Genomic DNA, 17,295 nt, shown 5'->3' with positions numbered 1-17,295 from the left:
GAAGCTCAGTCGGCCGTGATGTTGTTCGCCTTCACGACGGCGCCCCACATCTTGTACTGGTCGCGCGTCATCGCGCCGAGCTGCTCGGGCGAGCCGCCACCGGGCTCGTCCCCGCGATCGACGATGCTCTTGACCACGGTCGGCTCCTTCAGTGCCGCGTTCATCGCGCTGTTGGCCTTCTTCACGACCTCGGGACTCAACCCGGGCGGCCCGTACAGGCCGATGAAGGAGATGATGCTGAAGTCCTTGATGCCGCTTTCCGCGGCGGTGGGCACATTCGGCAGCATCGGCGAACGCTTGTCGCTGGTCACCAGCAGGGGCCGCAGCTGACCCGACTTCACGAACGGCGCGACGACGGAGGTCGCGTCGAACATGGCGTCGAGGCGCCCGGCCATCAGGTCGACCATCGCCGGGCTGCTGCCCTTGTAGGGCACATGGTTCATCGCCGGGTTGCCCAGGCGCTCGCGCAGCAGTTCCATGGTGACGTGGATCAGCGAGCCTGCGCCCCCCGTTCCGTAGTCGATGCCCTTGCCGCTCTTGGCACGCGACTTCACCTCTTCGGCGAACTGCGCGTAGGTCTTGATCGGCGACGTGGCGGGCACCACCAGCACCAGCGGCGACTGCAGCATGATGCCGATGGGTGTCATCTTTTGCGGATCGACGATGCCGAGCTTGGTGTACACGTGCGGCATGATCGTCATCGAGCCGTTGCCCACCAGCAGCTTGTGGCCGTCCGGTGGCGCCTTCATCAGTTCGACGGACGCGATGTTGCCGTTCACGCCGGCCTTGTTGTCGATGACCACGGGCTGGCCGAGCGCGCCCTGCATGCCGTTCGTCAACACGCGGCCGGCGAAGTCGGTCTGCCCGCCGGGTGGGAAGCCGATCAGCAGCGTGACCGATTTGCTGGGCCAGGCCGTCTGTGCCCACGCGGGGCTTGCCCCGAAGGCGCCCAGGCCGAGTGCCGCGGCACCCAGGCAAAGAAGCAGGCGCCGCGGCGCTGCACGAAGGGGCTGGGTGGCTTGGATCATGAAGTCCTCCGATGGGTCGTCTGTGGCACATCGCAGCGCGCCCGCCCGTGGATCGGCGCACGGGCCGGGGCGCCGCCCTGCGGGCTCAGTTCACGGCGAAGCAGTACATCAGGCCGGCACTGCCGCTTTGCTTGAGCTGGTCGACGCTGCAGCCCCGCGTGCCGTGCGACGCGTTCCACGAGGCGTTGGCGACCGGGTCGGGGTTGGTGCCCTTCTTGTCGTGGTGGCCGACGATGGCCGAGCCGTCGACGCTGCGCGTCCAGTTGCCGCAGGTGGTGTCCTTGCCGGCGGCGGCCGGTGCGAGCGTGCCGTCGGGGCGCGAGCCGGTGAGGATGTCGTGCCGGTTGACCGGGTCGCCGAAGCCCGAGACCACCTCGCCCTTTTCGGTCAGCGAGGTGTCCTTGCCGAGCTTTGCGTTCGGGCTGTGCAGGTCGGCCACGCTGGTGGCCACGACCACGCCCTTGGCGTTGCGCCACGGCCCCGCTCCGATGCGGTCGCGTGCGTTGACGGCCGGCTGGCCGCCCGCTTCGGTGGCGCTCAGGTAGGCGCGCCAGGTCTTGCCGCCCGCACCGGCGCTCGCGGCCAGCGCCTGGCACTGGCGGTCCGCGCCGGCCAGGCCGCCGAGGTCGCCGCCCTTGCCGGGATTGGCACTCGTGATGAAGAAGCTCATCGGGTTAGCGTCCTTGCCCGAAGACATGGCGCCGCATGCAGCGAGGAGCGCGACCGCCGAGGCCGCGGCACCCCATGACAGAACGGAACGATGGCGCATGCGAGGTCTCCTTGGAGTGGTTGGAGTTGGCGAGGCTACCCGCTTCGCACACGCAGCGTTCCCCTCGACAACCCGCAGACACGCTGGCCGTGGGCGAGGTGGTCGAGGGGGTGCGGCGCGTGCTCAGGGCGTCAGCGCCGCGGAACCCGCGATCGCATTCGCCTCGGCCGCGCAGTCGGCCGCGGGCGGGGCGCTGTCCGGGCGGCTGCGTGCCTGCGCGATCTCGTTCTTCGCCGCGCTCATCTGCGCCGTGAACACCGGGTTGGCGTGCAGCCGGCCCACGGTGGCCGCGCCGATCAGGCGTCCCGCCTCGATGTCGCTGCGCCAGTGCACGCCGCAGATGCCGCGGCTTTGCGCGAAGGCGCGGCCGCGCTGCAGCAGCGCGTCCGCGCGCTCCGGTGCGAGCTCCGTCAGTACCAGGGCCCAGGCCCAGCCCAGCGCCGAGTGCCCGGAGGGGTAGGAGCCGTCCTTGGCCAAGTGCGCTTCTTCCTTGGGCGTGCAGCTGGCGGCCTTCAGTGCCACGAAGGGCCGCGTGCGCTGGTACTTCTCCTTGGCCTTGTAGGTGGCGCCGCCCGCATCGGCCAGCGTGCGCCGCAGCAGCATGTTCAGGTGCGGCGTCTGCTGCTCCGAGATGCGCACGCCCAGCGCGCAGGAGAAGGTGGAGGCCGCCTCCGGAAAGCGCAGGTTGGCATCGCGCACCGCGAGCGCGCCGCGCGGCGAACCCTGCAGCGCGGTGAGGCTGCGGAACGCGGCGACGTCGGCCGCCAGCGCGGCCGAGTTCGCCTCGGGCGGCGGTGGCAGCAGCGCCAGGCTGTCGGGCATCTCGGCCGAGGCCAGGTAGCCCTTGAGATAGCCCGACCCCGGGCGTGTTTCGCCGACGTCGGCCGGCGAGGTGGTCGGCGCGGGCGGCGTCGCGCATCCGCCCGCGAGCAGGGCCGCGACGAGCAGCGGCGACAGGTGTTTCAAAGCCATGGGTACCTCCTTTCGCATGCGCTCAGAACGCGTGGCGGATGCCGAAGTCGTAGCCCACCGACGAGCGCGGCGCCCAGCCCGCGGCCTGCGCGGTGCCGCCCGTGAGGTAGGCGGCCGAGCCGCCGGTGATGGCGCCCATCACGCCGGGGTTGTTCCAGCCGTCCTTGATGCGGATGCGCGACACCGAGGCGTACAGCGCGGTGCGCTTGGACAGGTTGTGCACGTAGCCCAGCGAGATCTGGTTGGCCGTGGTGTCGCGGTTGCCGTTCAGGCCCCACAGCAGGCTGTTGAGGTCGGTGGCAGCGGGCGCGCCGTTCTTGTACTTCACCGACGCGTACGACGCGCGGATGAGGCCCGGGCCCACGGGCACGGTCACGCCCAGCATGTAGCCGTTGTACTTGTCCTTGCGCGTCGTGGTGTTCATGAACGGAACCGTCAGGCCCGGCAGGTTCTGCAGCGTGCCCGTCTCGTTCTTGTCCTGCACGCGCGAGACCTCGGCGAACAGCTTGGCGGGGCCGAAGTTGTACGACGCGCCCAGGTTCAGCGCGTTGATCTTGCGCTCCTGCGTGGCGGTCACGATGCCCAGCGCGTTGAGCGTGGTGCTGTCGGCGGCCGTGCTCTGGCCGTAGGCGATGGCCATGTCGAGCGGCCCGCTGGCATAGCCCAGGCGACCGCCCACGTAGCGGCCCTTGGCCGACGGCGTGCCGATTTGGTCGCTGCGCTTGGTGTTCTCGTGCAGCGTGTACTGCAGCTGGCCGTAGACGCCGCCCAGGTTCGGCGGCAGGAAGTAGCCGATCGAGTTGCCGGTGCGGATGTAGTTGTCGGTCGCGGCCACCACGGAGCCGGGGCCGGCGATGGCGGCGATGCGGCTGTTGATGTTGGCGATGAGGTTGGTGCCCACGCCGTTGGTGCCGAAGGGATCGAAGACGGTGTCGTTCCAGAAGGTCGCGGCGTAGTCGCGGCCCAGGCGCAGTTCGCCGAACGGACCCGACAGGCTCATCGTCGAGCGGCGGTTGAAGTTGGTGATGCCCTTGGCGCCGTCGTCGTTGGTGATGCCCGACTCCAGCCAGAAGCTCGCCGCCAGGCCGCCACCCAGGTCTTCCGTGCCGCGAAAGCCGATGCGGCTGCCCGCATAGCCCGAGTTCGACAGCGCGGTCTGGCTCGTCTTCGCACTGCCGCCCGCGGCGTTCGCCGGCGGCAGCGCGAAGGGGTTGGGGCTGTGGTACGTGCTCTTGGACGTGTAGCGGCTGATGCCGACGTCGACGATGCCGAACACCGTGACGGACGATTGCGCCGATGCGGTGCCGGCAGTCGCGAGAAGGGCCAGTGCGGCGAGGGAGTGATGTTTCATGGCAGGTCTTGCTTTGCTTGCTTCTTCAGGGATGAACGAGTCCGCTGGTGCGCATCGCTGCGTTCCAGGGCTCGGGTGTTCCGAAGGGCGGATGCCCTTCGGGGACTTCGGGAAAAAGGGGTGCGGCCTCTAGCCGCGCGCGCAGGGCGTGTGGCCGCGCATCACGGCATTCGCATCGCGTCGCGCGAGCCGCGCATGCTGCGCAGGGGTCTCGTCGTTCGCGCGTTGCGTCGCATGGGCGACGCAAGAAGCCGGATCAACGAACGCGCCGCGGTGCTGCGAAACAGCGTCAGGCGTGCAGGCAGGGAACGTGCATGTCTCACTTAGGGAGTTCCTCGTTGTTCTTTGATTGGCCAGTCCTATGATAGGAATCGCTGCTCTTCGAATCCGTCAACCAGGCAACAGTTTTTGCTGAGTCATCCCATGGAATACCCGCAACCCGTATCGCAGAGCACAAGGGAAGAGATCGAGCACGGGCTGAGCACGTGCGCGGTGTTTCTCGATTGGCCGAAAGACCGGCTGCGCGAGTTGGCGAACGCCGCGCGCGCCAGGCACTACCGGCGCCGCACGCCGCTCGTGAGTCGCGGCAACCACCAGCGGGAGGTGTTCGTGATCGTGTCGGGCTCGATCGAGATCGCGGCCACCAACGCGGCCGGCGACAAGTACATCCTCTCGGTGCTCGGGGCCGGCCAGATCACGCGCATGGTGCATCTCATCGACGACATGCAGCCCATCTTCGCCTTCGATGCGCGCGCCGATTCGCACATCATCCACATCCCCGGTGCCGCCATGCGGCGCATCCTCGATGCGGAGCCGGTGCTGTGGCGCAGCATCGCCCAGACCATGCTGCGGCGCTATCGCATGAGTGCCGAGATCCTGCAGGACCAGGTGCTGGGCTCGGTGCGTCGGCGCACGGCGATCACGCTGCTCAACATGGTGTATCGCTACGGGGACGCGAGCGGCGCGCCGTGCGACACCGAGCTGCGCGTGTCGCAGACCGACCTGGCGAACATGCTGGGCGTGTCGCGCCAGACCGTCGGCAAGGAACTGGCGCAGTTCAAGGACGAGGGCGTGCTCGGCTGCAACGAGGGCTACCGCCTGGTCACCGTGGTCGACCTGCCCCGACTGCACCGCATCGCCGCGGAAGACTGAGCCGTCAGTACGGCGCGCACGTCAGGCGGTAGGCGTGCGGGCTGGTGCCGGTCCAGCGCACGAAGGCATGCCGGAAGTTCGCGGCCTCGCTGTAGCCCAGGCGCTCCGCGATCTCCTCGGTGGTCATGCGGGTCTTGCGCAGGTACTCGATGGCCAGCCGCAGGCGCACCTCGTTGAGGATCGACCGGTACGTGGTGCCGTGCGTCGCGAGCCGCCGCCGCAGCGTGCGCGGCTCCAGCGCGAGCGTGCGGGCCATCGACTCGATGCTCGGAAAACGCCACGGCATCTGCTCCACCAGCGTGCGGCGCACCGCCGCGGCGATGCCGCCGGCATGCGCCAGCCCGGCCACGAACTGCTGGCAGCTCTCGCTGGCCATGGCGTGCGTGAGCGGATCGTGCAGGCGCGGCGCGCGCGTGCACCAGGCCTCGTCGAACTGCAGCGCGTTGTCGGGCTGGTCGAACTGCACGGGGCACTGGAACCACGCCTCCCAGACGCCCGCGCCATGTTCGGGCGCGGGGCAGGCCAGGCGCAGGCTCGTGAAGCCGAAGCCGTCGCCGTACAGGTCGCGCGCCAGTGTCAGGTGGGCCGCAAAGGTGAAGGCCAGCGCAAAGCGGTAGAGCGGGTCGCGCGGGTCGGGCGACACCAGCACCTCGAAGCTGCAGGTGCCGGGCGCGCGCGCGGGGTCGTGGTGCATGTCGGCCAGCGGCCCGATGGCGCGGCGGTACGTGATGGCGAACTCGATCAACGCGCTGAAGGTGGGGCTGCTCTGCAATGCGTAGCCCCACATGCCGTAGGCCGTGAGGTGCATGCGCGCGCCGGCGCGCAGCGCCACCGTCGGGTTGCGTGCCAGCGCGAGCGCATTGCGCAGCACGGTCACCGTCTGCGCATACGACACGCGCGTGCCGGGCGCGCGCAGCGCGGCCTCGTCGAGGTCGCTGCCGGCCAATGCCTGTGCGGCGGGGATGCCGTCCGAGGCCAGCGTGGCGACGACTGCGGCGATGCGCTGCGGGGTGTACACCCGGGGTTCGAAATCGGGAGGCGGGTGATGCACGGGTCTCGGCCGGCGGCGCAATCAGTCCAGCGTGACGCCCGTGGCCCGCGTGAGCTTCAGCGACACGGGCAGGAACGCCTTGTAGGCCGCCGTGGCTTCGGCCGGCGTGTTGCCGATGGGCTCGGCGCCCATGTCCTCGATGCGGCGCTGCACCTCGGGCTGCTTCACCACGGCTGCGACTTCGCGGCTGAGCTTCTCGACGATGGCGTCGGGCGTCTTGGCCGGCACCAGCAGCGAGGTCGGCGCCATGAGCATGAACATGTCGTCCTTGTAGCCCTGCTCGGCGAAGGTCGGCACCGTGGGGGCGGCCTTGGCGCGCTGCGCGCCGGGCACGGCGATGGCGCGCAGCTTGCCGGTCGCGACGTAGGGCTGGAAGGTGCTGATGGAACCCACGGTCATCTGGATCACGCCGCTGAGCAGGTCGACCGCCATCGGGCTCTCACCCTTGTAGGCCACGTGCAGGGTCTGGGTGCCGTAGGTCTTGTCCATGAAGACCTGCATCTGGTGCGGCTGCACGCCGGGGCCCCAGGAGCCCATCGCGTACTTGCCGGGCGCCTTGCGCACGGCCTCGACGAGGCTCCTGAAATCCTGCGCCGGCACGGAAGGATGCACGACCATGATGGTGCGCGTGCTCGCGATGTCCGACACGTGGCGCAGGTCGGTGCGCGGGTCGTAGGGCAGCTTCTTGTACAGCGCCAGGTTCGCCGCGATCGGGCCCGGCACCGACAGCAGCACCGTGTAGCCGTCGGGCGCGCTCTTGGCCACGTAGTCGGTGCCGATGATGCCGCCGGCGCCGCTGCGGTTCTCCACCAGCACGGGCTGCTTCAGCCGCTTGGCGAGCCCGTCGCCCACCAGCCGCGCGAGCGCGTCGGCCGAGCCGCCGGCCTGGTACTGGACGATGATGCGGATCGGCTTGCTCGGGTAGTCGGCCTGTGCCAGGGCGGCGCCGGCCGCGAGGTGGAGCCCGACGATGCACAGGCCGGGCGCGCGCAGTGCGCGGTAGCTGAAACGGTTCATGAAGGTGAGTGCCTTTCGGGTGGGGACGGTGGGGAACGATGCGGTCGGTTCGGTCAGGGCAGGCGCTTCAGCGCAGGCGGTGCCCAGCGCCCGTCGAGCACCGACGCCTGCGGCACGTACAGGCGCAGGTTCATGCTGAAGGGGCCGGCGGGCGCGGGCAGCCAGTTCGGGGCCTTGGCCGGGCCCGGCGACGCGTGCTGGATGTACAGGTCCAGCGAACCGTCGGCGTTGAAGGCGAGCGCGTCGCGGTCGCCGATGGCGTAGCGGTTCAGCGCGTTGTCGACGAAGAACTGGTCGGGGCCGTACAGCGTCAGCGACCAGAACGCATCGGCCGGCGGCAGCTCGTGCGCGTCGAAGTGCAGCACGTAGCGCGCAGTGCCCGACAGCGGCTGGCCCTCGCTGTCGCAGACCGAGCGCGGGTACATCGCCTCTTCGCGCGGCAGGGCGCCCAGGCCGGCGTAGGCGACGAAGGCGCGCGCCAGGTAGTCGTTGCCGTAGACGCCCACGTTGCTGCCGAGGCTCCAGCCGTTGCGCACCATGCGCATCGCCGGCGCGCGCTCGAGCATGCGCCGGTAGGCATCGGGCGCGGCACGCTCGAGGGCACGTTGCACCACCTCGGGTGCTTCGGCCAGTGCGAAGCCGCGGCCGGGGACCAGGCCGATGCGCTCCATGCGCAGCAGCAGTGCACCGTCGGTGGCATGCGGCGGGTTGCGCCGGAGCAGTTCGGCGAAGAGCGCGAAGAAGGCGCCGGCGCCGAGTGCGGCCACCTGCTCGACGGGCGGGCGCATGTCCAGCGCTGCATCGACGTGGCCGGCGGGTGGGTCATGGGGCTGGCCCCAAGCGGACAGCGGCACGGCCTCGAAGCCGGCCTGCAGCGTGTGCACGTGGGCGTAGTCGGCCGCGCCGTTGGTCTGGATGCGCCCCACGATCCAGCCCACGTCCGTGGGGCTCACGATGGCGCGCACGCCCTCGGGCAGCGTGCCTTGCCAGCGCGGGCCGACGAGCGCGAAGTGGCCGCCGCCGTTGCCGTTGGTGCGCGTGCCCAGCGTGGCGAACACGTCGGTCCACAGGTCGTAGAACGGAATGACGTGGTAGCGCTCGCCCATGTCCGGCAGCGTCAGCACCAGCGGCTCGTCGCGACGTCGTACCAGATGTTGGAGTACAGCGTGTCGGCGTTGGGACGCACCACGTCCTTGAAGCCGGCGTCGGGGTAGGTGGGCACGTGCACGAAGCGGTTCATCGGCCCGCGCACGCGCGCGCCGTCGGGCTGCGCGACGTTGGTGGCCACGCGGCGCGTCAGCTCCATCACCACCATCGGATAGGCATAGGTGTAGGCCTCGATGCCGATGGCGTAGGCGTCTGCTTCAGTGATCAACGTGCTCACGACTGGGCCTCCGCATAGCGCAGCCAGACGTCGTGGATGCGCCCGTCGAAGCCGAACGGCGCACGGTCGAAGTACTCGGCCGCCACCGGCGAGCCCAGGTCGCAGCCGACGTCGAAGGTCTCGCAGGCCGAGAAGATGGCCGTCACGGTGACGCCGATGTCGCAGGCCGCCACCTGCACGCCGTCGACGCGCAGCACGGCGCGCGCGGGCCGCTGGGGCGCCACGCCTTCGCTCATCGTGAACTCGACCTCGATCGCATGGCGTCCGGCGGCGATGCGTTCGGGCGAGCGCGCCTTGAAGCGGTACATGCCGAGCATGTTGTATTCGTAGGCCAGGTGGCCGTCGTCCAGGTACAGGCAGATGCCGCCGTTGAAGCCGCCCAGCGCGAACAGCACGCCGCTCGCGCGCTCGCCCAGCGTGGCATCGACGGTGGCCGTGTGGCTGCGCGTCTTGATGTTGGGCGCGCAGTTCTCCGGAATGCGCGTGATGTCGCCGCTGAAGTGCCACGAGGTATGCCGCGGTGAGATGCGGTGCTGCGGCTTCAGCGTCAGGTGGTAGATCGCGCCCAGCGGATAGACGTGGTTGATGCCCGCCTGCACGGCGAACATCTCCTTCATCTGCGCCAGCTTGGTCGGCTGCGCCTGCGCCAGGTCGTGCGCCTGCGCGTAGTCCTTCGCGACGTGGTACAGCTCCCAGACGTCGTTGTCCGGGTCCCAGGTGGCCAGCCCGGGCGCGGCGCCCGCGACCCAGGGAATGCGCGGGCCGAAGACGCCCGCGGTCCAGCCGTCGTGGTGCACCATGCGGCTGCCCGCCACCTCGAAGTACTGCACGCCCTTGCGGCCCTCGGCCTGCGGATGGGCGAAGGTGTAGGCCATCGAGATGCCGTCCAGCAAATCCTGCCGCACGCCGTTGAGCTCGACCGGGGGCGTGATGCCCAATATGTCGTAGAGCGTGGGCGCGATGTCGTTGACGTGGTGGAACTGCGAGCGTGGCGTGGTGTCGGGCTGGATGCCGCGCGGCCACGACACGACCAGCGGCGTGCGCGTGCCGCCGAAGTGCGCGGCGATCAGCTTGGTGCTCTGGAACGGCGTGGAGCCGGCCCAGGCCCAGCCGGCGTGGTACATGTTGTCGGTCTTGCGGCCACCCAGTGCGTCGAGGCCGCCCAGGCCTTCCAGCAGCTCGAGGTGCTGCGAGATCTTGGTGGAGATGCGGTTCTGCGCCAGCAGCTCGACCACGGTGCCGTTCTGTCCTTCGGCGCTGCCGCCGTTGTCGCTGAACACGAAGAACACCAGCGTGTTGTCGCGCAGCCCGAGCTGCTCCAGTTCGTCGACGACCTTGCCGATCTGCGCATCGGTGTGCTCCAGGAAGCCCGCGTAGACCTCCATCAGGCGGCGCTGGAACGGGCGCTCGGCCTCGGGAATGCTGTCCCAGCTGGCGAGCGTCTCGGGCCGGGGCGTGAGCTCGGCGGTCTCGGGGATCCAGCCCATTTCCTTCTGGCGCGCGAAGGCGCGTTCGCGGTAGGCGTCCCAGCCGTCGTCGAACTTGCCCTTGTACTTTTCGGTCCATTCCTTGAAGACGTGGTGCGGGCCGTGCACCGCGCCGGGCGCCCAGTACATCAGGAAGGGCTTGTCTGGCGTGATGGCGCGGTGGCGGCGCAGCCAGCCGCAGGCCTTGTCGGCCATGTCCTCGCTCAGGTGGTAGCCCTCGTCGCGCGGCGGCTCGATGAGCGTGGTGTTCTCGACCAGGCGCGGCTCGTACTGCGAGCTCTCGCCGCCCAGGAAGCCGTAGAAGTGGTTGAAGCCGTGGCCGGTGGGCCAGCGGTCGAAGGGGCCCATCTGCGTGGTCAGGTTGGCCGGCGTGTTGTGCCACTTGCCGAACGCGGCCGTGTTGTAGCCCCAGGCCCCGAGCACCTCGGCCATCGTGCCGGCGCTCTTGGGAATGACGCCCACGTAGCCGTCCCAGTCGGTGGCGTACTCGGAGATGTGGCCGTAGCCCACGCGGTGCGCGTTGCGCCCCGTCAGCAGCGACGCGCGCGTGGGCGAGCACACGCCGCAGTTGTGGAAGGCGTTGTAGGTGATGCCGCTGCCGGCCAGCCGCGTCAGCGTGGGCGTGTGGATCTCGCCGCCGAAGGTGTCGGGGTGCGCGAAGCCGGCGTCGTCGAGCATCACGATCAGCACGTTCGGTGCGTCGTCGCGCAGGTGCGGCACCGCCTTGCGCCGCTCGTGCGTGGACTCCGACAGCTTGCGCCCCGCGATGCTGGCACTGGGCGGCGCGTCGAAGGGCAGGTGGCTGCCCTGGCCGGGCAGGGTGTTGAAGCCGCCGAGCGTGGCGGACGGGTTGGATTTTTCTTGTGTCATGGGGATGTTCTCCGGGACGCGCGGGGGCAGGGCCCCGGCGTCGTGGTGGATCGGGCGTCAGTCCAGCGTGACGCCGATGGACTTGACCAGGGCGCTCCAGTCCTGCAGGTCCTGGCGCAGGACCTCCTTGAACTGCTCCGGCGTGGGGCGCGGCAGGTCCGTGAAGTTGAGTTCGCGCAGGCGCTGGGTCACGGCCGGGTCCTGCAGCGCGCGGTAGATCTCTTCGTTCAGGCGCTTGACGACGGCGGGCGGCGTCTTGGCCGGCACGAAGAAGCCGTACCAGGTGTAGTTCTTGAACGGGAACCCGGCCTGCGTCATCGTGGGCACGTCGGGCAGCATCGGCAGGCGGTCGGGGCCGCTGTAGGCCAGGGCCTTGACCCGGCCGGCCTTCACCACCTCGATGGTGGAGGAGATGTCGGCGAAGCCGGCGTCCACCTGGCCGCCCATGAGGTCCTGCACGCAGGGGCTGCTGCCCTTGTAGGGCACGTGCAGCAGCGAGATGCCGGCCTGCTTCTTCAGGCTTTCCATCGTGAGGTGGCCGCCCGAGCCGTTGCCCCACGAGCAGTAGTTCAGCTTGTCGGGGTGGGCCTTGGCATGGGCGACGAAGTCCTTGAGCGTGTTCGGCGGCAGGTCCTTGCGCACCAGCAGCAGGTTGCCGCCGCGGCCCACCTGCGCGACGGGCGCGAAGTCCTTGAGCGGCTCGTAGGGCAGCTTCTTGTAGAGCGCCGGGTTGATCACCATCGTGGCGGCGTAGGTGAACAGCACACGCGTGCCGTCGGCCGGTCCCTTGGCGACGAAGTCGACGCCCAGGATGCCGTTGGCGCCGGCGCGGTTGTCGACGATCACGCTCTGCTTGAAGGCCTTGCCCAGCACGTCGGCGAACAGCCGCGCGATGAGGTCGGTGCCGCCGGCGGGCGGCGTGGGCACGACGATGGTCACCGTCTTGCCCGGGTAGGCGGCGCCGTCTTGCGCCGTGGCCGTGCCGGCGAGGGCGAGAAGGGCCAATGCGGTGAGTGCCGGCCGCAGCAATGTCCTGTTCACGGGAATGTCTCCTTGGGAATGGGTCACGCAGGCCCCGCGCCTCTCGGCGCGTCCCCCGTTGCTACACAGGGAGGGACTGCGTCTCCATGCTAGGAAACAGCGGCCATCGATTCCGTCAACCAGCCGACAGATTCGCCGACACCGGCTCGGGGAATACCCTCTGGCTCAGCCGGAGGCGGGCTGCATGCCGACCGGCGAGGGCGCGTTGTCGTTCCGTGGTCGCGTGCACCTTTGACGGGGTGCTTTCATGCGCCCAGCTTGCGTGCGATCAGGTCCTTCATGATCTCGCTCGTGCCGCCGTAGATGCGCTGCACGCGCGCGTCGGCATACATGCGTGCGATCGGGTACTCGACCATGTAGCCGTAGCCTCCGAACAGCTGCAGGCATTCGTCCAGGACCTTGCCCTGTTGCTCGGTGCACCACAGCTTGGCCATGTAGGCGGCCTCCTGGTCGAGCGTGCCGTCGACCATGCGCTGGATGCAGTCGTTGACGAAGGTGCGCACGACGTGCGCGATGGTCGCGCACTCCGCGAGCTTGAAGCGCGTGTTCTGGAAATCGAACACGGCCTGCCCGAAGGCCTTGCGCTGCTGCGTGTATTCCACCGTGAGTTCCACCGCGCGTTCGATCACCGCGGCGGCCGGCACGCACAGGAACAGGCGCTCATAGGAAAGCTGGCTCATGAGCTGCACGAAGCCGTCGCCTTCCTTGCCGCCCAGCAGGTGGTCGGCCGGAACGCGCACGCCGTCGAAGAAGAGCTCGGCGGTGTCCGACGCATGCTGGCCCAGTTTCTCGAGCCGTCGCCCCACGCGAAAGCCCGGCAGGCCCTCCGTCTCTAGCACGACCAGCGACACGCCGCGGCTGCCCGCCTCGCCGGTGCGCACCGCCACCACCAGCAGGTTGCCCGTGAAGCCGTTAGTGATGAAGGTCTTGGCGCCGTCGATCACGTAGTGGTCGCCGTCGCGCCGCGCGCGCGTGCGCAGCGCCTTCAGGTCCGAACCGCAGCCGGGCTCGGTGAGCGCGATGCCGGCCAGCAGCTCGCCGCTGGCGAGCTTCGGCAGCCAGCGCTGCTTCTGCGCCTCGGTGCCGTAGTCGAGGATGTAGTGCGCCGCCAGGTTGTGCACGCCCGTGTTCGCGGGAAACTCGGCCTTGGCCAGCTCGTCCTGCACCACCATCTGGCAGGCCAGCGAGGCGCCGGCGCCGCCGTAGGCTTCGTCGAGTTCGGGCAGGAGGAAGCCCATCTGTCCGAACGGGCGCCAGGCCTCGCGCGGAATGAAGCCCTGGCGGCGCCAGCCGTCCAGGTGCGGCGAGAGCTCGCTCGCGATATAGCGGCGCACCTGTTCGCGGAACGCGTCGGTGTCTTCGTCCATCCAGCGATGGCGGTACAGCTGTGGAAGCATGGTGTTCTTCGAGGTCGGTCAGTCAGTGGGTCGATCGATCGGCCTTGGCGCGGGCCAGGAAGCGCGCGCAGGCGTCGTTGAAAAATTCACCGGCCACGTGCCGGCGCTGGGCCGTGCATTCGTCGCTCAGTTGCTGCGCGAGCGTGGTGTCGCTCGCCGCGTCGATCAGCTGCCGCGTATCGCGCAAGGCGGCGGCCGATGCATGGCCCAGTCGCTTGGCGATCGCGCGGGCTTCCTCGAGCAGCACGGCATCGTCGACGCAGCGCCAGACAAGGCCCCATTGCTCGGCCTTCGCCGCGTCGATGCGTTCGCCGAGCAGCGCCATGCCGAGCGCGCGGCTGCGCCCGAGCAGGCGGGGCAGCGACCAGGTGGCGCCCAGGTCGGGCACGGCCCCCAGTTGCGGCACCTGGGGCACCAAAAAGTAGGCCGAGCGCGCCGCGAGCACGACGTCGGCCGCCAGCGCAATGCCCACGCCCGCGCCCACGCAGGGGCCGTTGACGGCGGCCACCACCGGCACGGCGCAGTCGGCAATGGCCTGCGTGATGGGGTTGCCCACCTCCTGCATGCCGCGCCCGATTTCTTCCTGCGCATGGGCCGGCCCGCCGGCGAGCACGTCGCCGAAGTAGCCGATGTCGCCCCCGCCGGAAAAGGCGCGGCCCGCGCCCGTCAGCACGATGGCGCGCACGCGGTTGTCGGCCGCGCTGTCGCGCAGCGCCGCCAGCAGGGCTTCGAGCAACGGCGGCGCCAGGGCGTTGAGGGCATCGGGCCGGTCGAGCGTGAGCGTCGCGATGCCCTCATGCACCTCGCGCCGGACAGCGGCGGTCATCGCTCAGAACCCCGTGAGGCCGCCGCTGCACACCAGCGTCTGGCCGCTCACGTAGTCGGACTCGGGAATGCACAGCAGGTACACCGCGCCCGCCGCTTCTTCGGGCGTGCCGCCACGGCCCAGCGGAATGCCGCGTTCCATCGCGGCCATCAGGTCGGGGTTCACGCCCACCTTGATGTCGCGCCCGTCGATGTTGGCGGTGCCGCCATCGGCGGCGTTGCCGGTCAGGCGGGTCTTGATGAGACCGTAGGCCACGCAGTTGACCGTGACGTTCATGCGGCCCCATTCCTTGGCCAGTGTCTGCGTCATGCCGGTGATGCCGGCCTTGGCCGCCGCGTAGTTGGTCTGGCCCGGGTTGCCGAACAGGCCCGCCATCGACGAGATGTTGACGACCTTGCGCACCACGCGCTGCCCGGCTTCGGTCTCTGCCTTGCCGAGCGCGCGGATCACCGGCTGCGCCGCGCGCAGGATGCGAAACGGCGCCGTCAGGTGGCAGTCGAGCATCGCGTACCACTGCTCGTCGGTCATCTTCTGGATCACGTTGTCCCAGGTGTAGCCGGCGTTGTTGACGACGATGTCCAGGCCCTTGAATTCGCTCACCGCCGTGCCGACGAAGCGCTCGGCGAAGTCGGTCGCGTTGACGTTGCCGACGCAGGCCACGGCCTGGCCGCCGGCCTCGCGGATGGCCTGCACGGCCTCTTGTGCGGGTTCGGCGTCGAGGTCGTTGACGACGATGCGTGCGCCTTCGCTGGCGAGCTTGAGCGCGATGGAGCGGCCGATGCCGCGGCCCGAACCGGTGATGAGGGCGACCTTGCCTTCGAGTTTGTTTGTCATGGTGTTCTTTCGGAAGGTGTGGGTTGTCAGGGCAGGGACACGAAGGCTTCGCCGACGATCTTGGTCTGGCCGAACTGGTTGGTGCTCTGCAGTTCGATGCGAACGCCGCGTTCGCCGTTGCGCTCGGTCTTCTCGACGATGCGGCCGCTGCAGCGCATGGCGTTGCCCAGGTGCGTGATGCCCTGGAAACGCGCCTCGAAGTGGCGCAGCCGGCTTTGCGGCGCCCACTGCGTGAGCACGCGGCCCAGCCAGGCCATGCCCAGCATGCCCTGCGCGAACACGTCGGGCATGCCCGAGCGGCGTGCCATGTCGGTGTCGATGTGGATCGGGTTGTGGTCGCCCGAGGCGCCCGCGAAGAGCGCGAGCGCGGTGCGGTTCACGGCCGGCAACTGCACGGCCGGGAGTTCGTCGCCGACCTGCACGGAGTCGAAGGTGGGGGAGGTCATGGGGTGTTCCTTCAGTGGCGGCAGACGATGACCGTGCGCAGCTCGGCCACGAGTTCGTCGCGCTGGTTGGTGGCGCGCGAGGTCTTCACGACGAATTCGAGCGCGCCGTTCTTCTTGTCGTAGATGTCGCTGACGGTGGAGCGCACCGTCACCGTGTCGCCCACGCAGGCGGGGCGGTGGTAGCTGAAGCTCTGCTCGCCGTGCAGCAGCTTGGCCAGTGGAATCTGCAGGTCGGTGAGCAGCTGGTCCGAAGCGCCCGAGTCCAGTTCAGCAGCGAACAGGAAGGTGGGCGGCGCGGGCAGGTCGGGGTAGCCGGCATCGCGCGCGGCGGCGGCATCGGTGTAGACCGGGTCGGTCTCGCCGATGGCCTTGGCGAAGAACTGCAGTCGGCTGCGCTCGATGGGCAGCACCGACGGAGGCAGCGCGTGGCCGATCCATTTCTTGTCGATCATCAGAGGGTCTCCTTGGGTTGCCGTGGGGTTCAGATGCGTTCGTAGAGCGTGACCACGCAGGCGCCACCGAGGCCCAGGTTGTGCTGCAGCGCGAGCCGCGCACCTTCCACCTGGCGCTTGTCGGCGGTGCCGCGCAGCTGCTGGACCAGTTCCGTGCATTGCGCGAGCCCTGTGGCGCCCAGCGGGTGGCCCTTCGACAGCAGGCCGCCCGAGGGGTTGGTGACGACCTTGCCGCCGTAGGTGTTGTCGCCATCGACCACGAACTTTTCCGCACCGCCGACGGGGCACAGGCCGAGCGCTTCGTAGCTGATGAGTTCGTTGTGCGCGAAGCAGTCGTGCAGCTCGACCACGTCGATGTCCTGCGGGCCGACGCCTGCGGCCTCGTACACCTTCTGCGCAGCCTCCTGCGCCATGCTGAAGCCGACCACCTCGCGCATGTCGCGCGCTTCGAAAGTGATGGGCCGGTCGGTGGTCATGGCCTGGGCCTTGATGCGCACGCTGCGATCGAGTCCGTGGCGTTGCGCGAACGCCTCCGAGCAGACGATGGCGGCCGCCGCGCCGCAGGTGGGCGGGCAAGCCATCAGCCGCGTCATCACGCCGGGCCACATGACGGGCGTGGCCAGCACTTCGTCTTCGGTGACGACGTTGCGGAACAGCGCGACCGGGTTGTTGGCGGCATGGCGGCTGGCCTTGGCGCGGATCTTCGCGAAGGTCGACAGCTGCGTGCCGTACTGCTGCATGTGCGCCAGGCCGGCTCCACCGAAGTAGCGCAGCGCCAGAGGAATGTCGATTCCGCTGACAAGTTCATCGGTGGCCTTGTCGAAGCGCGCGAAGGGGCTGGGCTTGTCGCTGAACGCCGAGCCCAGCGCGCCGGGGCTCATCTGTTCGAAGCCGAGCGCCAGCACGCAGTCGGCCGCGCCACTGGCCACGGCCTGGCGCGCGAGAAACAACGCGGTCGAGCCCGTGGAGCAGTTGTTGTTGACGTTGACCACGGGGATGCCGGTCATGCCCACTTCATACAGCGCGCTCTGGCCGGCGGTCGAGTCGGCGTACACGTAGCCGACGTAGGCCTGCTGCACCAGCTCGTAGCCGATGCCGGCATCGGCCAGCGCACGGCGCGTGGCGTCGGCGGCCATGGCCTGGTAGGGCGCGCTGGCACCCGGTTTGGTGAAGGGGATCATGCCGACCCCGGTGACGAAGACATCGCGGCTCATGGGA

Annotated in this window: 16 protein-coding genes and 1 pseudogene; 1 reads left to right on the top strand and 16 read right to left on the bottom strand. The window is 69.4% G+C overall.

What is annotated here, in order from left to right; translation table 11 throughout:
* Positions 1-5 precede the first annotated feature (5 nt).
* From AC1RLW_RS10785 to AC1RLW_RS10770, 4 genes are all read right to left on the bottom strand, one after another.
* Complete coding sequence (locus AC1RLW_RS10785) at positions 6-1,028, bottom strand: Bug family tripartite tricarboxylate transporter substrate binding protein (RefSeq protein ID WP_062470813.1); 1,023 nt, start codon at positions 1,026-1,028, stop codon at positions 6-8.
* A gap of 85 nt (positions 1,029-1,113) precedes the next feature.
* A complete protein-coding gene (locus AC1RLW_RS10780) occupies positions 1,114-1,797 on the bottom strand; it encodes a hypothetical protein (RefSeq protein WP_492694871.1) in 684 nt (227 codons plus the stop codon).
* A 123-nt stretch (positions 1,798-1,920) separates the two neighbouring features.
* The gene (locus tag AC1RLW_RS10775) at positions 1,921-2,769 is read right to left on the bottom strand and encodes an acid phosphatase (protein WP_095744437.1); all 849 of its coding nucleotides are present in this window, start codon (positions 2,767-2,769) and stop codon (positions 1,921-1,923) included.
* Between the two features lie 22 nt (positions 2,770-2,791).
* Complete coding sequence (locus AC1RLW_RS10770) at positions 2,792-4,120, bottom strand: porin (protein WP_493193004.1); 1,329 nt, start codon at positions 4,118-4,120, stop codon at positions 2,792-2,794.
* A gap of 423 nt (positions 4,121-4,543) precedes the next feature.
* Here AC1RLW_RS10770 and AC1RLW_RS10765 point away from each other — a divergent pair, with 423 nt between their 5' ends.
* Positions 4,544-5,272 (top strand): Crp/Fnr family transcriptional regulator, encoded by a 729-nt coding sequence (locus tag AC1RLW_RS10765; protein ID WP_082817968.1) that lies wholly within the window; start codon positions 4,544-4,546, stop codon positions 5,270-5,272.
* 4 nt (positions 5,273-5,276) lie between these two features.
* Here AC1RLW_RS10765 and AC1RLW_RS10760 read toward each other — a convergent pair whose 3' ends face one another.
* The 12 genes and pseudogenes from AC1RLW_RS10760 to AC1RLW_RS10705 all read right to left on the bottom strand — a co-directional run bounded on the left by AC1RLW_RS10760 (position 5,277) and on the right by AC1RLW_RS10705 (position 17,291).
* The gene (locus AC1RLW_RS10760) at positions 5,277-6,323 is read right to left on the bottom strand and encodes an AraC family transcriptional regulator (protein WP_493193003.1); all 1,047 of its coding nucleotides are present in this window, start codon (positions 6,321-6,323) and stop codon (positions 5,277-5,279) included.
* 21 nt (positions 6,324-6,344) lie between these two features.
* A complete protein-coding gene (locus AC1RLW_RS10755; protein ID WP_493193002.1) occupies positions 6,345-7,340 on the bottom strand; it encodes a Bug family tripartite tricarboxylate transporter substrate binding protein in 996 nt (331 codons plus the stop codon).
* A gap of 53 nt (positions 7,341-7,393) precedes the next feature.
* On the bottom strand, positions 7,394-7,765 hold the full coding sequence (locus AC1RLW_RS10750) for a DUF1214 domain-containing protein (protein ID WP_493193077.1): 372 nt from the start codon (positions 7,763-7,765) through the stop codon (positions 7,394-7,396).
* A 486-nt stretch (positions 7,766-8,251) separates the two neighbouring features.
* Positions 8,252-8,580, bottom strand: a pseudogene (locus tag AC1RLW_RS10745) (DUF1254 domain-containing protein); the annotation flags it as partial.
* Positions 8,581-8,720: 140 nt separating this feature from the next.
* Entirely contained in the window at positions 8,721-11,081 is a 2,361-nt protein-coding gene (locus AC1RLW_RS10740; protein ID WP_493193001.1) for an arylsulfatase, read from the bottom strand.
* Between the two features lie 57 nt (positions 11,082-11,138).
* The gene (locus tag AC1RLW_RS10735; protein ID WP_139705196.1) at positions 11,139-12,122 is read right to left on the bottom strand and encodes a Bug family tripartite tricarboxylate transporter substrate binding protein; all 984 of its coding nucleotides are present in this window, start codon (positions 12,120-12,122) and stop codon (positions 11,139-11,141) included.
* 245 nt (positions 12,123-12,367) lie between these two features.
* Positions 12,368-13,519 (bottom strand): acyl-CoA dehydrogenase family protein, encoded by a 1,152-nt coding sequence (locus AC1RLW_RS10730; RefSeq protein WP_492694884.1) that lies wholly within the window; start codon positions 13,517-13,519, stop codon positions 12,368-12,370.
* A 22-nt stretch (positions 13,520-13,541) separates the two neighbouring features.
* A complete protein-coding gene (locus AC1RLW_RS10725) occupies positions 13,542-14,345 on the bottom strand; it encodes an enoyl-CoA hydratase/isomerase family protein (protein WP_492694885.1) in 804 nt (267 codons plus the stop codon).
* Between the two features lie 3 nt (positions 14,346-14,348).
* Positions 14,349-15,179 carry an SDR family NAD(P)-dependent oxidoreductase gene (locus AC1RLW_RS10720; RefSeq protein ID WP_492694887.1) on the bottom strand — a complete coding sequence of 277 codons (831 nt, stop codon included), beginning with the start codon at positions 15,177-15,179 and terminating at the stop codon, positions 14,349-14,351.
* Between the two features lie 26 nt (positions 15,180-15,205).
* Positions 15,206-15,625, bottom strand: a complete 420-nt coding sequence (locus tag AC1RLW_RS10715; protein WP_492729551.1) for a MaoC family dehydratase — start codon at positions 15,623-15,625, stop codon at positions 15,206-15,208.
* Positions 15,626-15,636: 11 nt separating this feature from the next.
* Positions 15,637-16,077: a MaoC family dehydratase N-terminal domain-containing protein gene (locus AC1RLW_RS10710; RefSeq protein WP_493193000.1), complete on the bottom strand. Its 441-nt coding sequence runs from the start codon at positions 16,075-16,077 to the stop codon at positions 15,637-15,639.
* Positions 16,078-16,106: 29 nt separating this feature from the next.
* Positions 16,107-17,291, bottom strand: a complete 1,185-nt coding sequence (locus tag AC1RLW_RS10705; protein WP_493192999.1) for a lipid-transfer protein — start codon at positions 17,289-17,291, stop codon at positions 16,107-16,109.
* Positions 17,292-17,295 lie beyond the last annotated feature (4 nt).

The sequence above is a fragment of the Variovorax sp. GW822-FHT04A09 genome (genome assembly GCF_058801005.1).
Note: the sequence above shows the minus strand (reverse complement) of the source record. Positions and strands in the feature narration are given on the sequence as shown.